At 70.3% G+C, this 15498-nt stretch carries 20 protein-coding genes; 6 read left to right on the forward strand and 14 right to left on the reverse strand.

Annotation, left to right across the window (positions count from 1 at the left end):
* Window positions 1-3 precede the first annotated feature (3 nt).
* The 5 genes from resB to KK097_RS13250 all read right to left on the reverse strand — a co-directional run bounded on the left by resB (window position 4) and on the right by KK097_RS13250 (window position 5309).
* Window positions 4-1728, reverse strand: coding sequence for a cytochrome c biogenesis protein ResB (gene resB, locus KK097_RS13230; protein ID WP_250896741.1), 1725 nt, complete (start codon window positions 1726-1728; stop codon window positions 4-6).
* On the reverse strand, window positions 1712-2410 hold the full coding sequence (locus KK097_RS13235; RefSeq protein ID WP_214545152.1) for a cytochrome c biogenesis CcdA family protein: 699 nt from the start codon (window positions 2408-2410) through the stop codon (window positions 1712-1714). Before KK097_RS13235 ends, resB begins: the two co-directional genes overlap by 17 nt.
* A 45-nt stretch (window positions 2411-2455) precedes the next feature.
* Window positions 2456-3094, reverse strand: a complete 639-nt coding sequence (locus KK097_RS13240) for a TlpA family protein disulfide reductase (RefSeq protein ID WP_214545133.1) — start codon at window positions 3092-3094, stop codon at window positions 2456-2458.
* On the reverse strand, window positions 3091-3747 hold the full coding sequence (locus KK097_RS13245) for a histidine phosphatase family protein (RefSeq protein ID WP_214529588.1): 657 nt from the start codon (window positions 3745-3747) through the stop codon (window positions 3091-3093). The genes KK097_RS13240 and KK097_RS13245 overlap by 4 nt, the downstream gene beginning before the upstream one ends.
* A gap of 68 nt (window positions 3748-3815) precedes the next feature.
* On the reverse strand, window positions 3816-5309 hold the full coding sequence (locus tag KK097_RS13250; RefSeq protein WP_214545134.1) for a SulP family inorganic anion transporter: 1494 nt from the start codon (window positions 5307-5309) through the stop codon (window positions 3816-3818).
* 42 nt (window positions 5310-5351) lie between these two features.
* Between KK097_RS13250 and KK097_RS13255 the strand changes: the two genes are divergently transcribed.
* A complete protein-coding gene (locus KK097_RS13255; protein ID WP_439647655.1) occupies window positions 5352-5753 on the forward strand; it encodes a MerR family transcriptional regulator in 402 nt (133 codons plus the stop codon).
* Here the strand turns inward: KK097_RS13255 and KK097_RS13260 are convergent.
* Window positions 5730-5957, reverse strand: coding sequence for a hypothetical protein (locus tag KK097_RS13260; protein ID WP_138803868.1), 228 nt, complete (start codon window positions 5955-5957; stop codon window positions 5730-5732). The genes KK097_RS13255 and KK097_RS13260 overlap by 24 nt on opposite strands.
* Window positions 5954-6292, reverse strand: coding sequence for a hypothetical protein (locus KK097_RS13265; protein ID WP_214545135.1), 339 nt, complete (start codon window positions 6290-6292; stop codon window positions 5954-5956). Before KK097_RS13265 ends, KK097_RS13260 begins: the two co-directional genes overlap by 4 nt.
* A gap of 171 nt (window positions 6293-6463) precedes the next feature.
* On the opposite strand from KK097_RS13265, the gene aspS reads away from it, so the two are divergent.
* Window positions 6464-7804 (forward strand): aspartate--tRNA(Asn) ligase, encoded by a 1341-nt coding sequence (gene aspS, locus KK097_RS13270; RefSeq protein WP_110861580.1) that lies wholly within the window; start codon window positions 6464-6466, stop codon window positions 7802-7804.
* 129 nt (window positions 7805-7933) lie between these two features.
* Here aspS and KK097_RS13275 read toward each other — a convergent pair whose 3' ends face one another.
* The 5 genes from KK097_RS13275 to KK097_RS13295 form a co-directional block, all read right to left on the reverse strand.
* Window positions 7934-8227: a Dabb family protein gene (locus tag KK097_RS13275; protein WP_214545136.1), complete on the reverse strand. Its 294-nt coding sequence runs from the start codon at window positions 8225-8227 to the stop codon at window positions 7934-7936.
* Complete coding sequence (locus KK097_RS13280) at window positions 8224-8478, reverse strand: glutaredoxin family protein (RefSeq protein ID WP_214545137.1); 255 nt, start codon at window positions 8476-8478, stop codon at window positions 8224-8226. Before KK097_RS13280 ends, KK097_RS13275 begins: the two co-directional genes overlap by 4 nt.
* A gap of 88 nt (window positions 8479-8566) precedes the next feature.
* Complete coding sequence (locus KK097_RS13285) at window positions 8567-8665, reverse strand: 30S ribosomal protein bS22 (protein WP_003792170.1); 99 nt, start codon at window positions 8663-8665, stop codon at window positions 8567-8569.
* 109 nt (window positions 8666-8774) lie between these two features.
* Complete coding sequence (locus tag KK097_RS13290; RefSeq protein ID WP_017888579.1) at window positions 8775-8969, reverse strand: helix-turn-helix domain-containing protein; 195 nt, start codon at window positions 8967-8969, stop codon at window positions 8775-8777.
* A 137-nt stretch (window positions 8970-9106) separates the two neighbouring features.
* Complete coding sequence (locus KK097_RS13295; protein ID WP_214529595.1) at window positions 9107-9622, reverse strand: ArsR/SmtB family transcription factor; 516 nt, start codon at window positions 9620-9622, stop codon at window positions 9107-9109.
* Between the two features lie 75 nt (window positions 9623-9697).
* Between KK097_RS13295 and KK097_RS13300 the strand changes: the two genes are divergently transcribed.
* Window positions 9698-11131: a TrkH family potassium uptake protein gene (locus tag KK097_RS13300; protein WP_214545138.1), complete on the forward strand. Its 1434-nt coding sequence runs from the start codon at window positions 9698-9700 to the stop codon at window positions 11129-11131.
* The gene (locus KK097_RS13305) at window positions 11124-11819 is read left to right on the forward strand and encodes a potassium channel family protein (RefSeq protein ID WP_250892977.1); all 696 of its coding nucleotides are present in this window, start codon (window positions 11124-11126) and stop codon (window positions 11817-11819) included. Before KK097_RS13300 ends, KK097_RS13305 begins: the two co-directional genes overlap by 8 nt.
* A 92-nt stretch (window positions 11820-11911) precedes the next feature.
* On the opposite strand, the gene proC is transcribed toward KK097_RS13305, so the two are convergent.
* The gene (gene proC, locus KK097_RS13310) at window positions 11912-12742 is read right to left on the reverse strand and encodes a pyrroline-5-carboxylate reductase (RefSeq protein ID WP_214545139.1); all 831 of its coding nucleotides are present in this window, start codon (window positions 12740-12742) and stop codon (window positions 11912-11914) included.
* 64 nt (window positions 12743-12806) lie between these two features.
* Between proC and KK097_RS13315 the strand changes: the two genes are divergently transcribed.
* Window positions 12807-13763: a cation diffusion facilitator family transporter gene (locus tag KK097_RS13315; RefSeq protein WP_214529599.1), complete on the forward strand. Its 957-nt coding sequence runs from the start codon at window positions 12807-12809 to the stop codon at window positions 13761-13763.
* On the opposite strand, the gene KK097_RS13320 is transcribed toward KK097_RS13315, so the two are convergent.
* The gene (locus KK097_RS13320) at window positions 13744-14178 is read right to left on the reverse strand and encodes a nucleoside deaminase (protein WP_214545155.1); all 435 of its coding nucleotides are present in this window, start codon (window positions 14176-14178) and stop codon (window positions 13744-13746) included. The two genes, KK097_RS13315 and KK097_RS13320, sit on opposite strands and share 20 nt — an antisense overlap.
* 76 nt (window positions 14179-14254) lie before the next feature.
* Between KK097_RS13320 and upp the strand changes: the two genes are divergently transcribed.
* Complete coding sequence (gene upp / locus KK097_RS13325; RefSeq protein WP_214545140.1) at window positions 14255-14890, forward strand: uracil phosphoribosyltransferase; 636 nt, start codon at window positions 14255-14257, stop codon at window positions 14888-14890.
* Window positions 14891-15498 lie beyond the last annotated feature (608 nt).

Genomic DNA, 15498 nt, shown 5'->3' on the forward strand with positions numbered 1-15498 from the left:
CGTTCACTGGGGCATCCTAACTCCGAGGTCCGACGTGTGGCGCTGTGCGAGGTCCGCGACGGCCCGCTCGAGGTTCGGGTCCTCGCCACGGGCGAGGCCCGCGTACTCGAGGTCGTACTCGCCGCCCGCCGTGTCCTTGCGCGGGACGACCTTCACCCAGACGCGCCGGCGCGGGACGAACAGCGAGGTGAGCAGGCCGAGGGTGGAGAGCAGGGCGAACCCGCCCACCCAGAGCTGCGACGGGTCGTGGTGGACGTCGAGGGAGACGTACCGCTTCACGCCGTCGAACGTGATCGACCCCGCGCCGTCGGGGAGCTTCTTGGTCTGACCGGGCTCGAGCGCGATGCTCGCGGTGTCCGACTGGCGACCGGCGATCTGGTCCAGCCCCTTGGTGTCGAGCGTGTACACGCTCTGCGGCACACCGCTGTCGAGCCCGAGGTCACCCGTGTAGACCTGCAGCGTCAGCAGCGGGTTCTGGGTGTCCGGGTACGCGCTCGTGTACGCACCGCTGGCCAGCTTCGAGGCCGTCGGGTAGAAGAACCCGACCATGCCGAGCTGGTCCGGCTTCGAGTCCGGCACCTTGATGACGCCGGTGGAGGTGTAGTTCGCGTCCTCGGGCAGGAACGGCACGACGTCCTTGAACGCCACGTTGCCGTCACCGTCACGCACCGTGACCTGCATCGCGTAGCCGTTGCCGAGCAGGTAGACGTTCGTGCCGCCGACGTGCAGCGGCTCGTTCACGCCGAGGCGGCTGGTCTTCGGTTCGCCGCCCTTCTCGGTGCTCGTGACGGTGGCCGAGTAGTCGAGTGCCTGGCCGAGGGCATCGAGGTTGCGCTCCTCGTACTTGGTCACGAACTTGTCGAGGGTCAGGTTGTAGCCCTTGAGGTCGGTCTGCTGGAACCAGCGCCCCGGGTTGAACGAGTCGTACGAGCCGAGCACGTTCGAGAACGTCTGGCCCTCGACCAGCAGGCGCTGGCCGGTGAACCCGAACCCACCACCGACGCCGACCGCCAGCAGCACGCCGACGAGCGCCGAGTGGAACACCAGGTTGCCGGTCTCGCGCAGGTAGCCGCGCTCCGCGCTCACCGAGTCGCCGAACCGCTCGACGCGGTACCCGGAACGCTTCAGGAGCGCCATCGCGCGCGTCACCGCGTGCTCGGTGGACGGGAGGCCCGTGGCCGGGTCGATCCCGGTGGCCCCGTCGATCATCGCGTCCGGCTGCACCGCGACGGTGCGGAAGCCCGCCAGTCGCGTCAGGCGCGCGGGCGTCCGGGGCGGTCGGGTGCGGAGCGCCTGCCAGTGATGCCTGGTCCGCGGGACGATGCAGCCGATCAGCGAGACGAAGAGCAGCAGGTAGATCGCCGAGAACCACACGGAGGTGTAGGTGTCGAAGACCTGCAGCTTGTCGAGGACCGGGTAGAGCTGGGGGTGGTCCGCCTTGTACTGCACGACGCCGTTCGGGTCGGCGGTGCGCTGCGGCACGAGCGAGCCCGGGATCGCCGCGAGGGCGAGCAGCATGAGCAGGAACAGCGCGGTGCGCATGCTCGTCAGCTGCCGCCAGAAGAACCGGAGGTACCCGACGACGCCGAGCTTCGGCTGGTTGACGCCGCCGTCGGTGGGGCCGGAGCCGTCGACGTGGTCGGACGGCCGCTGCGGGTCCGAAGCGGTGTCGGCCCCGTCGCCTGCGCCCGTGGGGATGTTCTCGTTCGGGTCAGACCGCGGGGACAAAGCTCTGGATCACCGCCCCGACGCTCGACATGACGGCCGACCAGATACCGGTGACCATGAGCAGACCGATGACGATCAGGATCGCTCCTCCGATGATGTTGACGGTGCGCATGTGCCGCTTCACCGCCGAGATGGCGCCCGTGGCCCAGCCGGCGCCGAGGGCGACGAGGACGAACGGGATGCCGAGCCCGAGGCAGTACGCGACCCCGAGCCACATGCCCTGCCAGGCGCTGCCCGACTGGACACTGAGCAGGTTGATGGCCGCCAGGGTCGGGCCGAGGCACGGGGTCCAGCCGAGGCCGAACACGATGCCGAGCAGGGGGGCGCCGAGGAGCCCGGTGGCCGGGGTCCAGCTGGGCTTGATGGTGCGCTGCAGGAACGTGAACCGACCGACGAACACCAGGCCCATCGCGATCACGACGACCCCGAGGATCTGCGTGATGAGGTCGCGCCACCGCACGAGCCAGAAGCCGAGCGCGCCGAACACCGTCGTGTACGCAACGAAGACCGCGGTGAACCCGGCGATGAACAGCAGCACGCCGAGCACCACACGACCCCGACGCTGCCCGCCCTCGGCGACACCGCCGACGTACCCGAGGTACCCCGGCACGAGCGGCAGCACGCACGGGGACAGGAACGACACGAGCCCGGCGAGCGCCGCCACGGGCAGCGCCACGGCCATCTGGCCGCTCAGGATCGCGTCGGCGAAGGGGTTGGATGTCACGGGTCAGGAGGCCTTGCCGGCGTCGAGCTCGTCGCTGACCAGGGTCTGCAGGATGCTCGTGCCGTCGATCGCGCCGAGGACCCGGGCAGCCACGCGCCCCTTGGTGTCGAGGACGATCGTGGCCGGGACCGCGTTCGGGGCGATCTGCCCGGACATCGCGAGCTGCATCGTGCCCGACCGCTGGTCGAGGACCGTCGGGTACTGCACGTCGAAGGTGCGCTCGAAGGCGGCGGCGGTCTGTGCCTCGTCGCGGACGTTGACGCCGATGAAGGCGACGTCGTCGTCGTCCGCGTAGTCCTCGTGCACCTGGTTGAGGTACTTCGCCTCGGCGCGGCAGGGCGGGCAGCTGGCGTACCAGAAGTTCAGGACGACGACCTTGCCCCGGAGGTCCTCGGACGAGACGGTGTCGCCGTTCGAGTCCTCGGCCCGGAACGTGACCGGGTCGGTGCGGTCCTTCGCGGAGACCTCGGTCACGGCGCCGTCACCCGAGATGTAGTTCTGGGTCGTGCCGTTGCCGTACTGCTTCGCGAGTCCGCCGCTGTCCGACGAGCAGCCGGACAGCACGAGTGCGGCGGCGATCGCCGTCGCCGCGAGGACCGCGAACCGCTTGCTGGTGACGCTCACGCTGCTCGTGCTGTTCACACTGCTCCTTCGTCGACGGCGGTCGCGCGCAGTTCCTGCGCGGGGTCCGCGTACCCGACCTCGGTGAACCGACCGGTCGACGTGGCGGGCACACGTTCGACGGTGGTGATGCTCGACAGGTCGCACCGACGCTTGCGCGGGTCGTGCCACAGGGGCTCCCCCGCGAGCTTGCGGTGGACCATCCAGATCGGCAGCTGGTGGCTGACCAGGACGACGTCGCCCTCGTCCACGCTCTCCCACGCCGTGGTCATCGCCGCGAGCATGCGGTTGGCGATCGACTCGTACGCCTCCCCCCAGCTCGGACGCAGCGGGTTCGCGATCCACGGCCACTCTGCCGGACGGCCGAGCGATCGCTTCGTGAACCCGGGAGGCTGCCCCTCGTACCGGTTCGTCGGCTCGATCAGGCGCTCGTCGAGCGTCACGTCGAGCCCGTACGCCGCCGACCACGGTGCGGCGGACTCCTGGGTGCGCTGCAGCGGGGACGCGACGATCCGACGCACGTCGACACCGGCGTCCTTCCAGGCGGTGGCGGAGGTCTGGGCCATCCGCGTGCCGAGGTCGCTCAGTCCGAAGCCCGGGAGCCGGCCGTACAGGACGCGGCCCGGGTTGTGCACCTCACCGTGCCGGACGAGGTGGAGTCGGGTCGCGGGCATGGGTTCCAGTGTAGGTCGCCCCGCGGTTCCCACCGGCCCCCCAGGGGATTCACCGGATGCGGAAGCGCTCAGCCCCCGAGCTCGCCGGACAGCCGCCCGTGCAGCGCGATCGACCCCGTGTCGAGGTTCACCACCTCGACCGTCGACCCGTGCTTCGCGAACCGCTGTTCGACCCCGTCGAGCGCCGCGACCGTCGACGCGTCGAACACGTGGGCGTCCGACATGTCGATGACCACGTGCTCCGGGTCCTCGGCGTAGGAGAAGCGCGTGACCAGGTCGTTCGACGAGGCGAAGAACAGGGCTCCCCGGACCCGGTACCGCACGGTGCGGTCGTCGATCGGTTCGCGGACGACCGACACGACGTGCGCTACCCGCCGGGCGAACACCAGGGCCGCGACGATGACGCCCACGAACACCCCGGTGGCCAGGTTCTCGGTCGCGACGACGACCACGACCGTGATGAGCATGACCGCGGTCTCGCCGAGCGGCATCCGTCGGAGGGTGCGCGGTCGGATGCTGTGCCAGTCGAAGGTCGCGACGCAGACCATGAGCATGACCGCCGTCAGCGCGGCCATCGGGATCTGCGCGACGAGGTCGTGGAGCACGATCGTCAGGACGAGCACCGAGACGCCGGCCGCGAAGGTCGAGATCCGGGTCCGGGCACCCGCGGTCTTCACGTTGATCACCGTCTGGCCGATCATCGCGCACCCGCCGGTCCCGCCGAAGAACGCGGACGCGATGTTCGCGACGCCCTGGCCCCACGACTCGCGCCACTTGCTCGAGCCGGTCTCCGTGATGGAGTCGACGAGCTGCGCGGTGAGCAGGGTCTCGATCAGGCCGACGACGGCGACCCCGAACGCGTAGGGCGCGATGATCTGCAGCGTCTCGAAGGTGAAGGGGGTGACGATCCCGTTGAAGCCGGGCAGCGCCGTCGGCAGCTCGCCCTCGTCGCCCACCGTCGGCACCGCGATGCTGAAGAGCATCGTGAGGCCGGTGATGACGACCACCGCGATCAGTGGCGCGGGGATCGCCTTCGTCAGGAACGGGAAGCCGACGATGATCACGATGCCGAGGGCTGTCAGCGGCCAGACGATGAGGGGCACGTCGTCCCCGAGCAGGTTCGGCAGCTGCGCCGTGAAGATCAGGATGGCGAGGGCGTTCACGAAGGCGACGTTGACACTGCGCGGGATGAAGCGCATGAGCCGCGCCACCCCCAGGAAGCCGAGCACGAGCTGGAACAGGCCGCCGAGGACGATCGCGGGCACGAGGTACTCGATGCCGTGCTCGCGGACCAGGGGCGCGATGACGAGTGCCACGGAGCCCGCGGCGGCCGAGACCATCGCCGGGCGACCACCGACGATCGAGATCACGATCGCGATGATGACGCTCGAGAACAGGCCGACCGCGGGGTCGACCCCGGCGACGACGGAGAACGAGATCGCCTCGGGGATGAGGGCGAGCGCGGTGACGATCCCCGCCAGGACCTCTCGGGTGAGCATGCGGGGTGAGCGGAGGGCGGCGAGGACGCTCGGGGCCGCCGGCGCGTGTGTGATCACGGACATCGATCGGAACTCTACCCTCACGTGAGGGTAGAGTTGTGCATCGTGAGCCCCAACGACGTCCCCGACACGATGCACATCGGTGAACTCGCCGATCGCGCCGGCATGTCCCTGCGCACGATCCGGCACTACGACGAGGTCGGACTGCTCGTGCCGAGCGGGCGCACCACGGGCGGGTTCCGGGTCTACACCGCACAGGACCTGGAGCGGTTGCTCGTGATCCGCCGGATGAAGCCCCTCGGCTTCACGCTCGACGAGATGGCCGAGCTGCTCCGCGTGGTCGACGCCCTCGCGACGAAGGACCCCGAGGACGAACCAGCGCTGGCGGCCCGCCTCGACGCGTACCTCGAGGACGCCAGAGCCCGCCACGCCAAGCTCGTCGAGCGGGCTGGCATGGCCGAAGAATTCGTCGGCACGCTCGGGTCACTCCGCGCTTCGCTCCCCTGAGCCCTCGAGCACGCCAGCCGCGATGAGGCGGCTCCGTTCCCGCTTGGCCTCGGCCATCTCCTCCATCATCTCCCGCAGCCGATCGTGCTCGGCGATCACCCGACGTGCTCGCCATGGCCGGAACCAGTGCCGTCTGCGCACGTTCGCCTTCCATTCCTCGTCCCGCCGCACGAACAAGGCCTTCACCGGGTCCCGTTGCGTCATGTCTGCTCCTCTTCCGTCACCAGTTCCAGCACGAGCTTGCCGATGACCTCGTCGGCCTCGCGAAGAACCTGCATGTTGTACATCGCTCCCGCGACGAGTCTCCCGATCTCGGCACGACCCACGTCCGCGTCCGTGACGTGGTCGACCACCCAGACGAATCGTGACCAAGCCCGGTCGCGCTGTTCACGCGCGACGTCCCGCCGCCACCGGATGACCGCCCACAGCCCACCGACGACCGCCACGAGCAGCGTGAACGCCGCCGTGGAGAGCGCCGCCACCACCGTCGCGACCGCCGCAGGCGGCCAGGTCGCGAGCTCCCCCGTCCCCGTCCCCACCCGGTCCCCCTCTCGTCCCGCGACCCGGCCACGTCGAGAACGCTACGGAGTCCACGCACGCCGCCACGGGCCTCCCGGCCATCGGTGGACAACGTCGGACGCAGGCGGCCCTGTGGAGGGAGGAGTCCTGCCGCCCACGCCCCTGGACGCAGGCGGTTAGACTCGACCACCGTGATCGAACGCACCCGCATCGCCGACCTGGCAGCCCTCCCCGACGGTCCCGTCTCCGTGGCCGGATGGGTCGAGACCGTCCGAGACCAGAAGAAGGTGCAGTTCGTCGTGCTGCGCGACGAGACCGGCGCCGTCCAGCTCGTGAACCCGGCGACGCGCGAAGCCGAGGACGGCGACGACGCCGCACAGTCTGCCCTCGCGACCACCAACGAGATCTCCGGCCTGGCGCACGGGACCTTCGTGCACGTCACCGGCACGCTGAAGCACGACGAGCGCGTGAAGCTCGGCGGGCTCGAGGTCAAGATCGGTGCACTGCAGGTGGTGAGCGCCGCGATCCCGGAGACCCCGATCGCCGACGACTCGTCGCTCGACAAGCGCCTCGACTGGCGCTTCCTCGACCTGCGCAACCGCAAGCAGAACCTGATCTTCCGCATCCAGACGACGCTGGAGCACGCGTTCCGCACGTACTGGGTCGACCGCGACTACATCGAGATCCACACCCCGAAGCTGATGGCGTCGGCGTCCGAGTCGCGCGCCGAGCTCTTCCAGCTCGAGTACTTCGAGACGACCGCCTACCTGGCGCAGTCCCCGCAGAACTTCAAGCAGATGGCACAGCCGGCCGGCTTCGGTGCCGTGTTCGAGATCGCCGACGCCTTCCGCGCCGACCCGTCGTTCACGAGCCGCCACGCCACCGAGTTCACGAGCGTCGACGCCGAGTTCTCGTGGATCGAGTCCCACGAGGACGTCATGGCGATGCACGAAGAGGTCCTCGTCGCCGGCATCACCGCCGTCAAGGAGAAGTACGGCAAGGACATCGAGGAGGTCTTCGGCTTCGAGCTGCAGGTCCCCGCGACGCCGTTCCCCCGCGTGACGCTGGCCGACGCCCGCAAGATCGTGGCCGACAGCGGCTACGACGTCGTCCGCGCCGACGGCGACCTGGACCCCGAGGGCGAGCGCCGCGTCGCCGCCTGGGCGAAGGAGCACCACGGTTCCGAGTTCGTGTTCGTCACGGAGTACGACGCCTCGATCCGGCCGTACTACCACATGCGGAAGCCGGGCGACCCGTCGGTCACCAACAGCTACGACCTCATCTTCAACGGTGCCGAGATCTCCACCGGTGCCCAGCGTGAGCACCGCGTCGACGTGCTCGAGGCGCAGGCCGTCGAGAAGGGCCTCGACCCGGAAGAGCTCGGCTGGTACCTCGACTTCTTCCGCTACGGCGTCCCGCCGCACGGTGGTTTCGGCATGGGCCTCGCACGCGTGCTGATGCTCATGCTCGGTGAGCCGTCGATCCGCGAGGTCACGTACCTGTTCCGTGGCCCGACGCGCCTGACCCCGTAGGTCCCACGCTGCGCGGCGAGGCCGCGCGCACATGGTGAGCAGCAATGGTCGCCTCCCGATGCGGGAGGCGACCATTGCTGCTCAGGAAGCGCGACGCGAAGCGACGAGCGCGCGGCCGGGAGGCCCGGGTCAGCTCTGCCAGTCGATGGCGGCCCGCGACGTGACCAGTTCGCGGATCTCCGCTGCCGCGGCCTGGTGCTCCGGGTGCACCTGGTAGGCGTCGAGGCCGGCCAGGTCGTCGAAGGTCGCGACCACGGCGACGTCCTGGTTCTTGTCCGGGTACGCGACGTTCTCGACGACCTCGAGCGAGCGGATGGACTCGATCGTGCCGATCAGGCCGGTCAGGAGCTCGCGGATGCGGGCGATGGACGCGGTGTGGTCGAGGTCCGCACGCAGGGACCAGGAGACGACGTGGGAGATCATGCGCGGGCCTCGGCCTTCTCGAGTGCACGCGCGAGCCGGTCGGCGTCGACGTGCCAGTTACTGTGGACGCGCCCGTCGATCAGCACGACGGGGATGTCCTCCGCGTACTCCTGGCGGAGGGCGTCGTCGTCGAGGATCGAGCGTTCCTGCAGCGTGACACCGGGGTGTTCGGCGACGACACGTTCGACCACGGGTCGGGCGTCGTCACAGAGGTGGCATCCGGGCTTCGTCAGGAACGTCACTGCGGGCATGGTCCCAGCGTAGTCCGGGAACGCGAAAGCCCCGGCGAACCGGGGCTTCTCGTGCAGGTCCTCCGACCTGCGCAGACCTGTTGAGGATCTACTTCTTGTTGCGGCGCTGGTGACGCGTCTTGCGAAGGAGCTTGCGGTGCTTCTTCTTCGCCATGCGCTTACGACGCTTCTTGATGACAGAACCCATGTGGACCTCGCTCGGACTGATGCTGATGTACGGACACCGGGCCGAAGAGACCGCGGAAAATCAACCTGCCCGAGTCTACCGGCTGCCCGCTGTGATGTCGAACGCGCGCTCAGCCGACGTCCGCCACGCCACCGCGCAGCACGTCGGCGACGGCCGACTCGGGGACGCGGAAGGAGCGGCCGAAGCGGATGGCGGGGAGCTCCCCGGCGTGCACCATCCGGTACACGGTCATCTTCGAGACGCGCATCATCTCGGCGACCTCAGCGACGGTGAGGAAGCGCACGTCGTCGAAACTGCCGGTCATGGTCCGCCTTCGGGGCTCGCACGCGCGCTGCGCACGGGAGTGGTGTGACCTGTGTGGTCAGTGGCAACTGTAGAGGCGCGTGCGACTCGGTGTCCAGGATCAGTCCTCGTCGCGCGCTCACCGGCCGCGCCGCGGGCTCAGTCCTCGTCGGGCTTGCGGGTGAAGCGCTTGCGGCTGCGGTCCACCACGCGCTCCCAGCCCTGCTGCGCCCCGGAGATCGCGGCGGTGGCCCGGTAGGACGCCTCGGCCATGACCCGGCCGAGCTCGGTGCCGACCTCGACCGTGGCCTTGCCTGCCGTGCCGTTCCGGCGGACGGACACCGGCTGCCCGTCGGGCGTCCACGCCGTGGTGGCGGGTGTGCCGTCGGCGTCGACCGCACCCGTGAACGGCAGCACCCACTCCTCCAGGTGGACGAGCGGCTCCGGGTCGAGCCGGTAGTACCGGTGCTGCCCCTCTTCGCGACTGGTGACGAGACCGATGTCGCGGAGGACACGCAGGTGCTTCGACACCGTGGGCTGGCTGACACCGAGTCGTTGGACGAGCTGACCGACGCTGAGCTCCCCGCCCGTGACGTCCGATCCGTAGGCGGACAGCAGGGTGCCGAGCAGCTCGCGCCGGGTCGGGTCCGCCACGACGGAGAAGATGTCGGCCATGGGGGCAAGGCTAGCCGGGGCACCGCGGATGTACCATGACGAACCGTCCCGGCCCATGTCCTCGGAGGCATACGCATGCTCGACCGAACCGAGCCGATCCCGCGCCACGTGAGCGTCAGCCGACGGCGCGCGAGCCGGATCGCGACGGTGCTCCGGTCGTCGCCGTCCCGACTGGCGATCGTCGTGTTCATCGCGCTCATCTTCCTGTTCACGGTGCTGTTCATGACCCCGTGGGCCTCGACCGACGGGCGGGGCACACACTTCTCGGACGCGCTGTTCACCGCCGCGTCGGTGGTCTGCGTCACCGGGCTGGCCACGGTCGACATGGCGACGCACTGGTCGGTGTTCGGCAAGGTCCTCGTGGTCATCGGCACCCAGATCGGCGCCGTCGGTGTGCTGACCTTCGCGTCGATCCTCGGCCTCTTCGTCACCCGCAAGCTCGGCCTGCGCGCCAAGCTGATGGCCGCCGGCGATTCGAACCCGCTCCGCACCCACCACGGGGCCGTCCCGGAGGGGCAGGCGGTGCGGCTCGGCGAGGTCGGCACCCTGCTCGCGACGGTGGCGGTGAGCACGCTCTCGATCGAGATCGTCCTCGGTCTGCTCCTCCTGCCGTCGGTGCTCATCGCCGGCATCCCGTTCTGGACCGCGGTCGGCGACTCCTTCTACTACGCGGCGATGGCCTTCACGAACACCGGGTTCTCGCCCAACGCCGACGGCCTCGACCCGTTCGCGCACGACTACTGGTTCCTGACGCTCCTGATGATCGGTGTCGTGGCCGGGTCCATCGGGTTCCCGGTGATCCGCGCGCTGACCAAGCAGCTGCGCACCCCGCGGCGCTGGCCGATCCACGTCAAGCTGACCCTCGCCACGAGCGCGATCCTGCTCGTCGGCGGCGCGGTCGTCTACATCGCGCTCGAGGCATCCAACTCCACGACCTTCGGCAAGGAGGGCGCCGGGCGCACCGCGTTCCAGGCCCTGTTCCTGTCGACCATGACCCGGTCGGGCGGCTTCTCGCTCGTCGATTTCGACCAGCTCAACGGCTCGAGCCTGCTCGTCACCGACATGCTCATGTTCATCGGCGGCGGGTCCGCGTCGACCGCGGGCGGCATCAAGGTGACGACCCTCGCTGTGCTGTTCCTCGCCGCGGTCGCCGAGGCCCGCGGCCGGCAGAGCATGGAGGCGTTCGGCCGCCGCATCCCCAGCGACGTCCTGCGGGTCGCGGTCGCCATCGTGCTCTGGGGAGCGACGATCGTGGCGGTCGCGACCGTCGTGCTCCTGCAGATCACCGACGACTCCCTCGACCGCGTCCTGTTCGAGGTGATCTCGGCGTTCTCGACCAGTGGGCTGTCCTCCGGGGTGTCCGCGAACCTCCCCGAGTCCGGCAAGTACGTCCTCGCCGCCACCATGTTCCTCGGCCGGGTCGGTACAGTGACCATCGCCGCTGCCCTGGCCGCCAGCCAGAGCCGGCAACTGTTCCGCCGTCCCGAGGAGAGGCCGATCGTTGGCTGACCGAAACCGTTCGCCGCACCAGCACGGTGCCATCAGTCACGACGCTCCCGTCCTCGTCATCGGGCTCGGTCGCTTCGGGGCCGCCACCGCCGGCCAGCTCGAACGCCAGGACCGCGAGGTGCTCGTCGTCGACACCGACGCCGGCCTGGTGCAGAAGTGGTCCGACCGGGTCACCCACGCGGTGCAGGCCGACGCCACGGACATCGACGCGCTCCGGCAGATCGGCGCGCAGGACTTCGCCATCGCCGTCGTCGGCACGGGCAGCGACCTGGAGTCGAGCGTCCTCATCACCGCGAACCTGGTCGACCTCGGCGTCCCGCAGATCTGGGCGAAGGCCATCAGCCGGTCGCACGGCACGATCCTGTCCCGCATCGGCGCGAACCACGTCGTCTACCCCGAGCGGGAGGCCGGCGAGCGAACCGCCCACCTGGTCTCCGGCCGCATGCTCGACTTCATCGAGTTCGACGACGACTTCGCCGTGGTCAAGATGTTCCCGCCGCGCGCGGTCCGCGGCAAGGACCTCGCCACCACGGTCATCCGCACCCGGTTCGGCCTGACCGTGCTCGGCATCAAGCCGCCGGGCAGCCCCTTCGTGCCCGCCACGCCGGAGAGCATCATCGGCGAGGACGACGTCATCATCGTCTCGGGTTCCGAGACCGACCTGGAGCGCTTCGCCGCGTACGAGTAGCGCGGCCCGCTCAGCGGTGCCGCGCCAGCGGCACGCGGGCCGCGCCGACCGAGCCTGCGAGGGAGGGGGCAGCGTCCGCACTGGGGATGCTTCTAGGACGCGGCGATCTCCTCGGCACGCGCGATCGCGGCACGCGACGCACGCAGCAGCGTGTCCGCCAGGTCGGCCTCCTGCAGCACCGCGACGGCACGCTCCGTCGTGCCCTTCGGGCTCGTCACCGCACGGCGCAGGTCGGCGGGCTCCCGGCCGGACCGCTCGAGCAGCTCGACCGCGCCGCGGACGGTGCCCTGCACCATCGTCGCTGCCTGGTCGTGGGTGAAACCGAGCTCCTCGGCGGCGCGCTGCCACTGCTCGACCAACAGGAAGACGTAGGCGGGACCGGACCCGGACACGGCGGACAGGGCGTCGAGCTGCGACTCGGGTACCTCGATGACCTCACCCGAGGCGGTGAACACCGACGATGCGAGGGCGACGGCCTCGGCGTCCGCCGACGTGCCGGCGCTGATGCCGGTGACGCCGTGGCCGACGCCGACGGGGGTGTTCGGCAGGGCGCGGACGACCCGGACTCCGGCGGGCACGCGCGCTTCCATGCTCGCGGTGGTGGTCCCGACGGCGACGCTGACCAGGACGGCGCCGGGCTCCAGGTCCCCGGCGACCTCGTCCAGCAGGTCCGCGATCATGTACGGCTTCACGCCGACCACGACGAGGGCGGCACCGCGGACGGCCGAGCGGTTCGCCGCGGGGTCGGTGTCGCTCGCGGTGGCGTCGAGGCCGCGTTCCCGGTGGGCCGCCGCTGATCCCTCGGACTTCGTGGTGAGGGTCACGGTGGCCGGGTCGAGTCCCGCGGCGAGCAGGCCGTCGAGGACCGCGCCGGACATGGAGCCGACCCCGAGCAGGGCGGTGCGGGGCAGGTCGATCGTCATGCTCCCGACCCTACCGACGCCGCCCGCCTAGGATCGTGTCGCAGACCACGAGAAGGGGACAGCTGTGAGCGCTTCCGGAGGCACGAAGGCGATCTTCGCCGCACTCGGTGCCAACATCGGCATCGCGATCGTGAAGTTCATCGCGGCGGCGATCAGCGGATCGGCGTCGATGCTGGCCGAGGGCGTGCACTCGCTGGCCGACTCGGCCAACCAGCTCCTGCTGCTGCTCGGCGGTCGCAAGGCGCGCCGCGCGGCGGACCAGGAGCACCCGTTCGGCTACGGGCGTGAACGCTACGTGTACGCCTTCGTCGTCTCGATCATCCTGTTCTCGGTCGGCGGCGTCTTCTCGCTCTACGAGGGCATCGAGAAGCTCGCCCACCCGCACCCGCTCGAGAACTGGTGGCTACCCCTCGTCGTGCTCGTGATCGCCATCGGGCTCGAGGGCTTCTCGCTCCGCACCGCCCTGAAGGAGGCCCGGCCGCAGAAGGGCTCGCAGAGCTGGGTGCAGTTCGTCCGTCGCGCCAAGGCGCCCGAGCTGCCCGTCGTGATGCTCGAGGACACCGCGGCCCTGCTCGGTCTGGTGTTCGCGCTCTTCGGGGTAGGGCTGACGGCGATCACCGGCAACGGGGTGTTCGACGCGATCGGCACGATGCTCATCGCGGCGCTGCTCATCGCCGTCGCGGTGGTGCTCGGCATCGAGACGAAGAGCCTGCTCGTGGGCGAGGGAGCGACCGCCGCCGACGTCGAGCGCATCAAGGAGGCGGTGCTCGACGGCCCCGAGGTCGACTCGATCATCCACCTCAAGACCCTGTACCTCGGCCCGGACGAACTCATGGTCGGGGTGAAGGTCGCCGTCGACGGGGACCGCCGGCTCGGGGACGTCGCGGCGGGCATCGATGCCGTCGAGCAGCGAGTCCGGAGCGCCGTGCCCATCGCCCGGGTGATCTACGTCGAACCCGACGTCCTGCGCACCGGGCCGCAGCCGCCGACCGAGGCGATCGTCATCCTCGCCGCAGACTGAAGAAGTCGTCGAGGAGCCCGGCGCAGGCCGCCTCGAGCACGCCGCCGATCACCTCGGAGCGGTGCGGCAACCGGCGGTCCCTGGCGATGTCGTAGACGCTGCCGCTGGCACCGGCCTTCGGGTCCCACGCGCCGAAGACGACCCGGGGCACCCGTGCTGCCATGACGGCGCCGGCGCACATCGGGCAGGGCTCGAGCGTGACCACCAGCGTGTGCTCCTCGAGGTGCCAGTCCCCCGTGACGGCCGCAGCGGCCCGGAGCGCGAGCACCTCGGCGTGCGCCGTCGGGTCCTGCCGCGCCTCGCGCTCGTTCCGGCCGGTGGCGACCACGACGCCGTCGCGGTCGAGCACCACGGCGCCGACCGGGACGTCGCCGGTGTCCAGGCACCGCCTGGCCTCGTCGAGGGCACGCTCCATCGCCGGGACGAACGGGCGGGCTGCTGGCTGCTCCACGGGACCTCCTGACGGTCGGCGGCACGCTAGGCTCGACCCTATGCGAGTCCACGTCGCCGACCACCCGCTCATCACCCACAAGCTCTCGGTGCTCCGCGACCGTACGACGCCCTCCCCCACGTTCCGCGCCCTGACCGAAGAGCTCGTCACGCTCCTCGCGTACGAGGCAACGCGGGGCGTCCGGGTCACGGCGACGCCGATCGACACCCCGGTGGCGCACACCATGGGCGTCGCGATCGCCAAGCCCAGACCGCTCGTCGTCCCGATCCTCCGCGCCGGGCTCGGCATGCTCGAGGGCATGGTCAAGCTCGTCCCGACGGCCGAGGTCGGCTTCCTCGGCATGGCCCGCAACGAAGAGACGCTCGAGCCGCAGACCTACGCCGAGCGCCTGCCCGACGACCTGTCCGGGCGACAGTGCTTCGTCCTCGACCCGATGCTCGCCACCGGTGGCACCCTCGCCGCCGCGATCGACTTCCTGTTCGCCCGCGGCGCGGAAGAGGTCACGTGCGTGTGCATCCTCGGTGCCCCCGAAGGGCTCGCCATGGTCGAGCAGGCCGTCGGTGACCGCAACGTCTCGATCGTCCTCGGTGCGCTCGACGAGAAGCTCGACGAGAACGGCTACATCGTGCCGGGGCTCGGCGACGCCGGCGACCGGCTCTACGGCCTGGCCGAGTAGCGCAGACCCGCCACGTCTCGGACTGGAGGCGCGGTGCCGGCTGGCACCGCGCCTCCAGTCCGTCCTGGCGCGCGACGCGACGGCCGTACCGCCCGTACCGGGCGTACCCGCCCGTACCGGGCGTACCCGCCCGTTCCGGGCGTACCCGGTCGTTTCGGGCGTACCCGGTCGTTTCGGGCGTACCGGGTCGTTTCGGGCGTACCGGGTCGTTTCGGGCGTACCGGGTCGTTCCGGGCGTACCGGGTCGTTCCGGGCGTACCCGGTCGTTCCTTTCCACCCGGTATGCCCGATTCGACTTCCCATCGCGGGCGCAATGGGAAAGAACGGGCGTGGCGCTCGACGGCCGCGCGGTCGCGCTCACCGCACCGTCCACGCGGACGGTTGACACCGCGTTGGTATACCGCCGATACTCGTCCCATGACTGCAACCGTGTCCACCCGCGTCCTCTCCGAGGCGTGCTCCTCCGCAGGGGCAGTGGGGACCGTCGGCACGATGATGCCGGCCATGGCAGTCATGCGTTGTCGAATGTGTGCCTGATCGGCACCCGTTCCAGCCGGATCCCCCGCGACACCATCCCCGTCGCGAGCGCGTGATCCCCGGGTGACGGA

Origin of the sequence: Curtobacterium flaccumfaciens (genome assembly GCF_018598405.1) — a bacterium.
GTDB lineage: Bacteria > Actinomycetota > Actinomycetes > Actinomycetales > Microbacteriaceae > Curtobacterium > Curtobacterium aurantiacum.

Coding starts and splice junctions, on each gene's coding strand:
- KK097_RS13235 (WP_214545152.1), bottom strand. CDS start 2,410: ATGGCCGTGGCGCTGCCCGTGGCGGCGCTCGCCGGGCTCGTGTCGTTC.
- KK097_RS13280 (WP_214545137.1), bottom strand. CDS start 8,478: ATGCCCGCAGTGACGTTCCTGACGAAGCCCGGATGCCACCTCTGTGAC.
- KK097_RS13320 (WP_214545155.1), bottom strand. CDS start 14,178: ATGGAGCGTGCCCTCGACGAGGCCAGGCGGTGCCTGGACACCGGCGAC.
- upp (WP_214545140.1), top strand. CDS start 14,255: ATGCGAGTCCACGTCGCCGACCACCCGCTCATCACCCACAAGCTCTCG.
- KK097_RS13275 (WP_214545136.1), bottom strand. CDS start 8,227: ATGATCTCCCACGTCGTCTCCTGGTCCCTGCGTGCGGACCTCGACCAC.
- KK097_RS13285 (WP_003792170.1), bottom strand. CDS start 8,665: ATGGGTTCTGTCATCAAGAAGCGTCGTAAGCGCATGGCGAAGAAGAAG.
- KK097_RS13295 (WP_214529595.1), bottom strand. CDS start 9,622: ATGGCCGACATCTTCTCCGTCGTGGCGGACCCGACCCGGCGCGAGCTG.
- KK097_RS13245 (WP_214529588.1), bottom strand. CDS start 3,747: ATGCCCGCGACCCGACTCCACCTCGTCCGGCACGGTGAGGTGCACAAC.
- KK097_RS13290 (WP_017888579.1), bottom strand. CDS start 8,969: ATGACCGGCAGTTTCGACGACGTGCGCTTCCTCACCGTCGCTGAGGTC.
- KK097_RS13250 (WP_214545134.1), bottom strand. CDS start 5,309: ATGTCCGTGATCACACACGCGCCGGCGGCCCCGAGCGTCCTCGCCGCC.
- KK097_RS13260 (WP_138803868.1), bottom strand. CDS start 5,957: ATGACGCAACGGGACCCGGTGAAGGCCTTGTTCGTGCGGCGGGACGAG.
- KK097_RS13300 (WP_214545138.1), top strand. CDS start 9,698: ATGCTCGACCGAACCGAGCCGATCCCGCGCCACGTGAGCGTCAGCCGA.
- proC (WP_214545139.1), bottom strand. CDS start 12,742: ATGACGATCGACCTGCCCCGCACCGCCCTGCTCGGGGTCGGCTCCATG.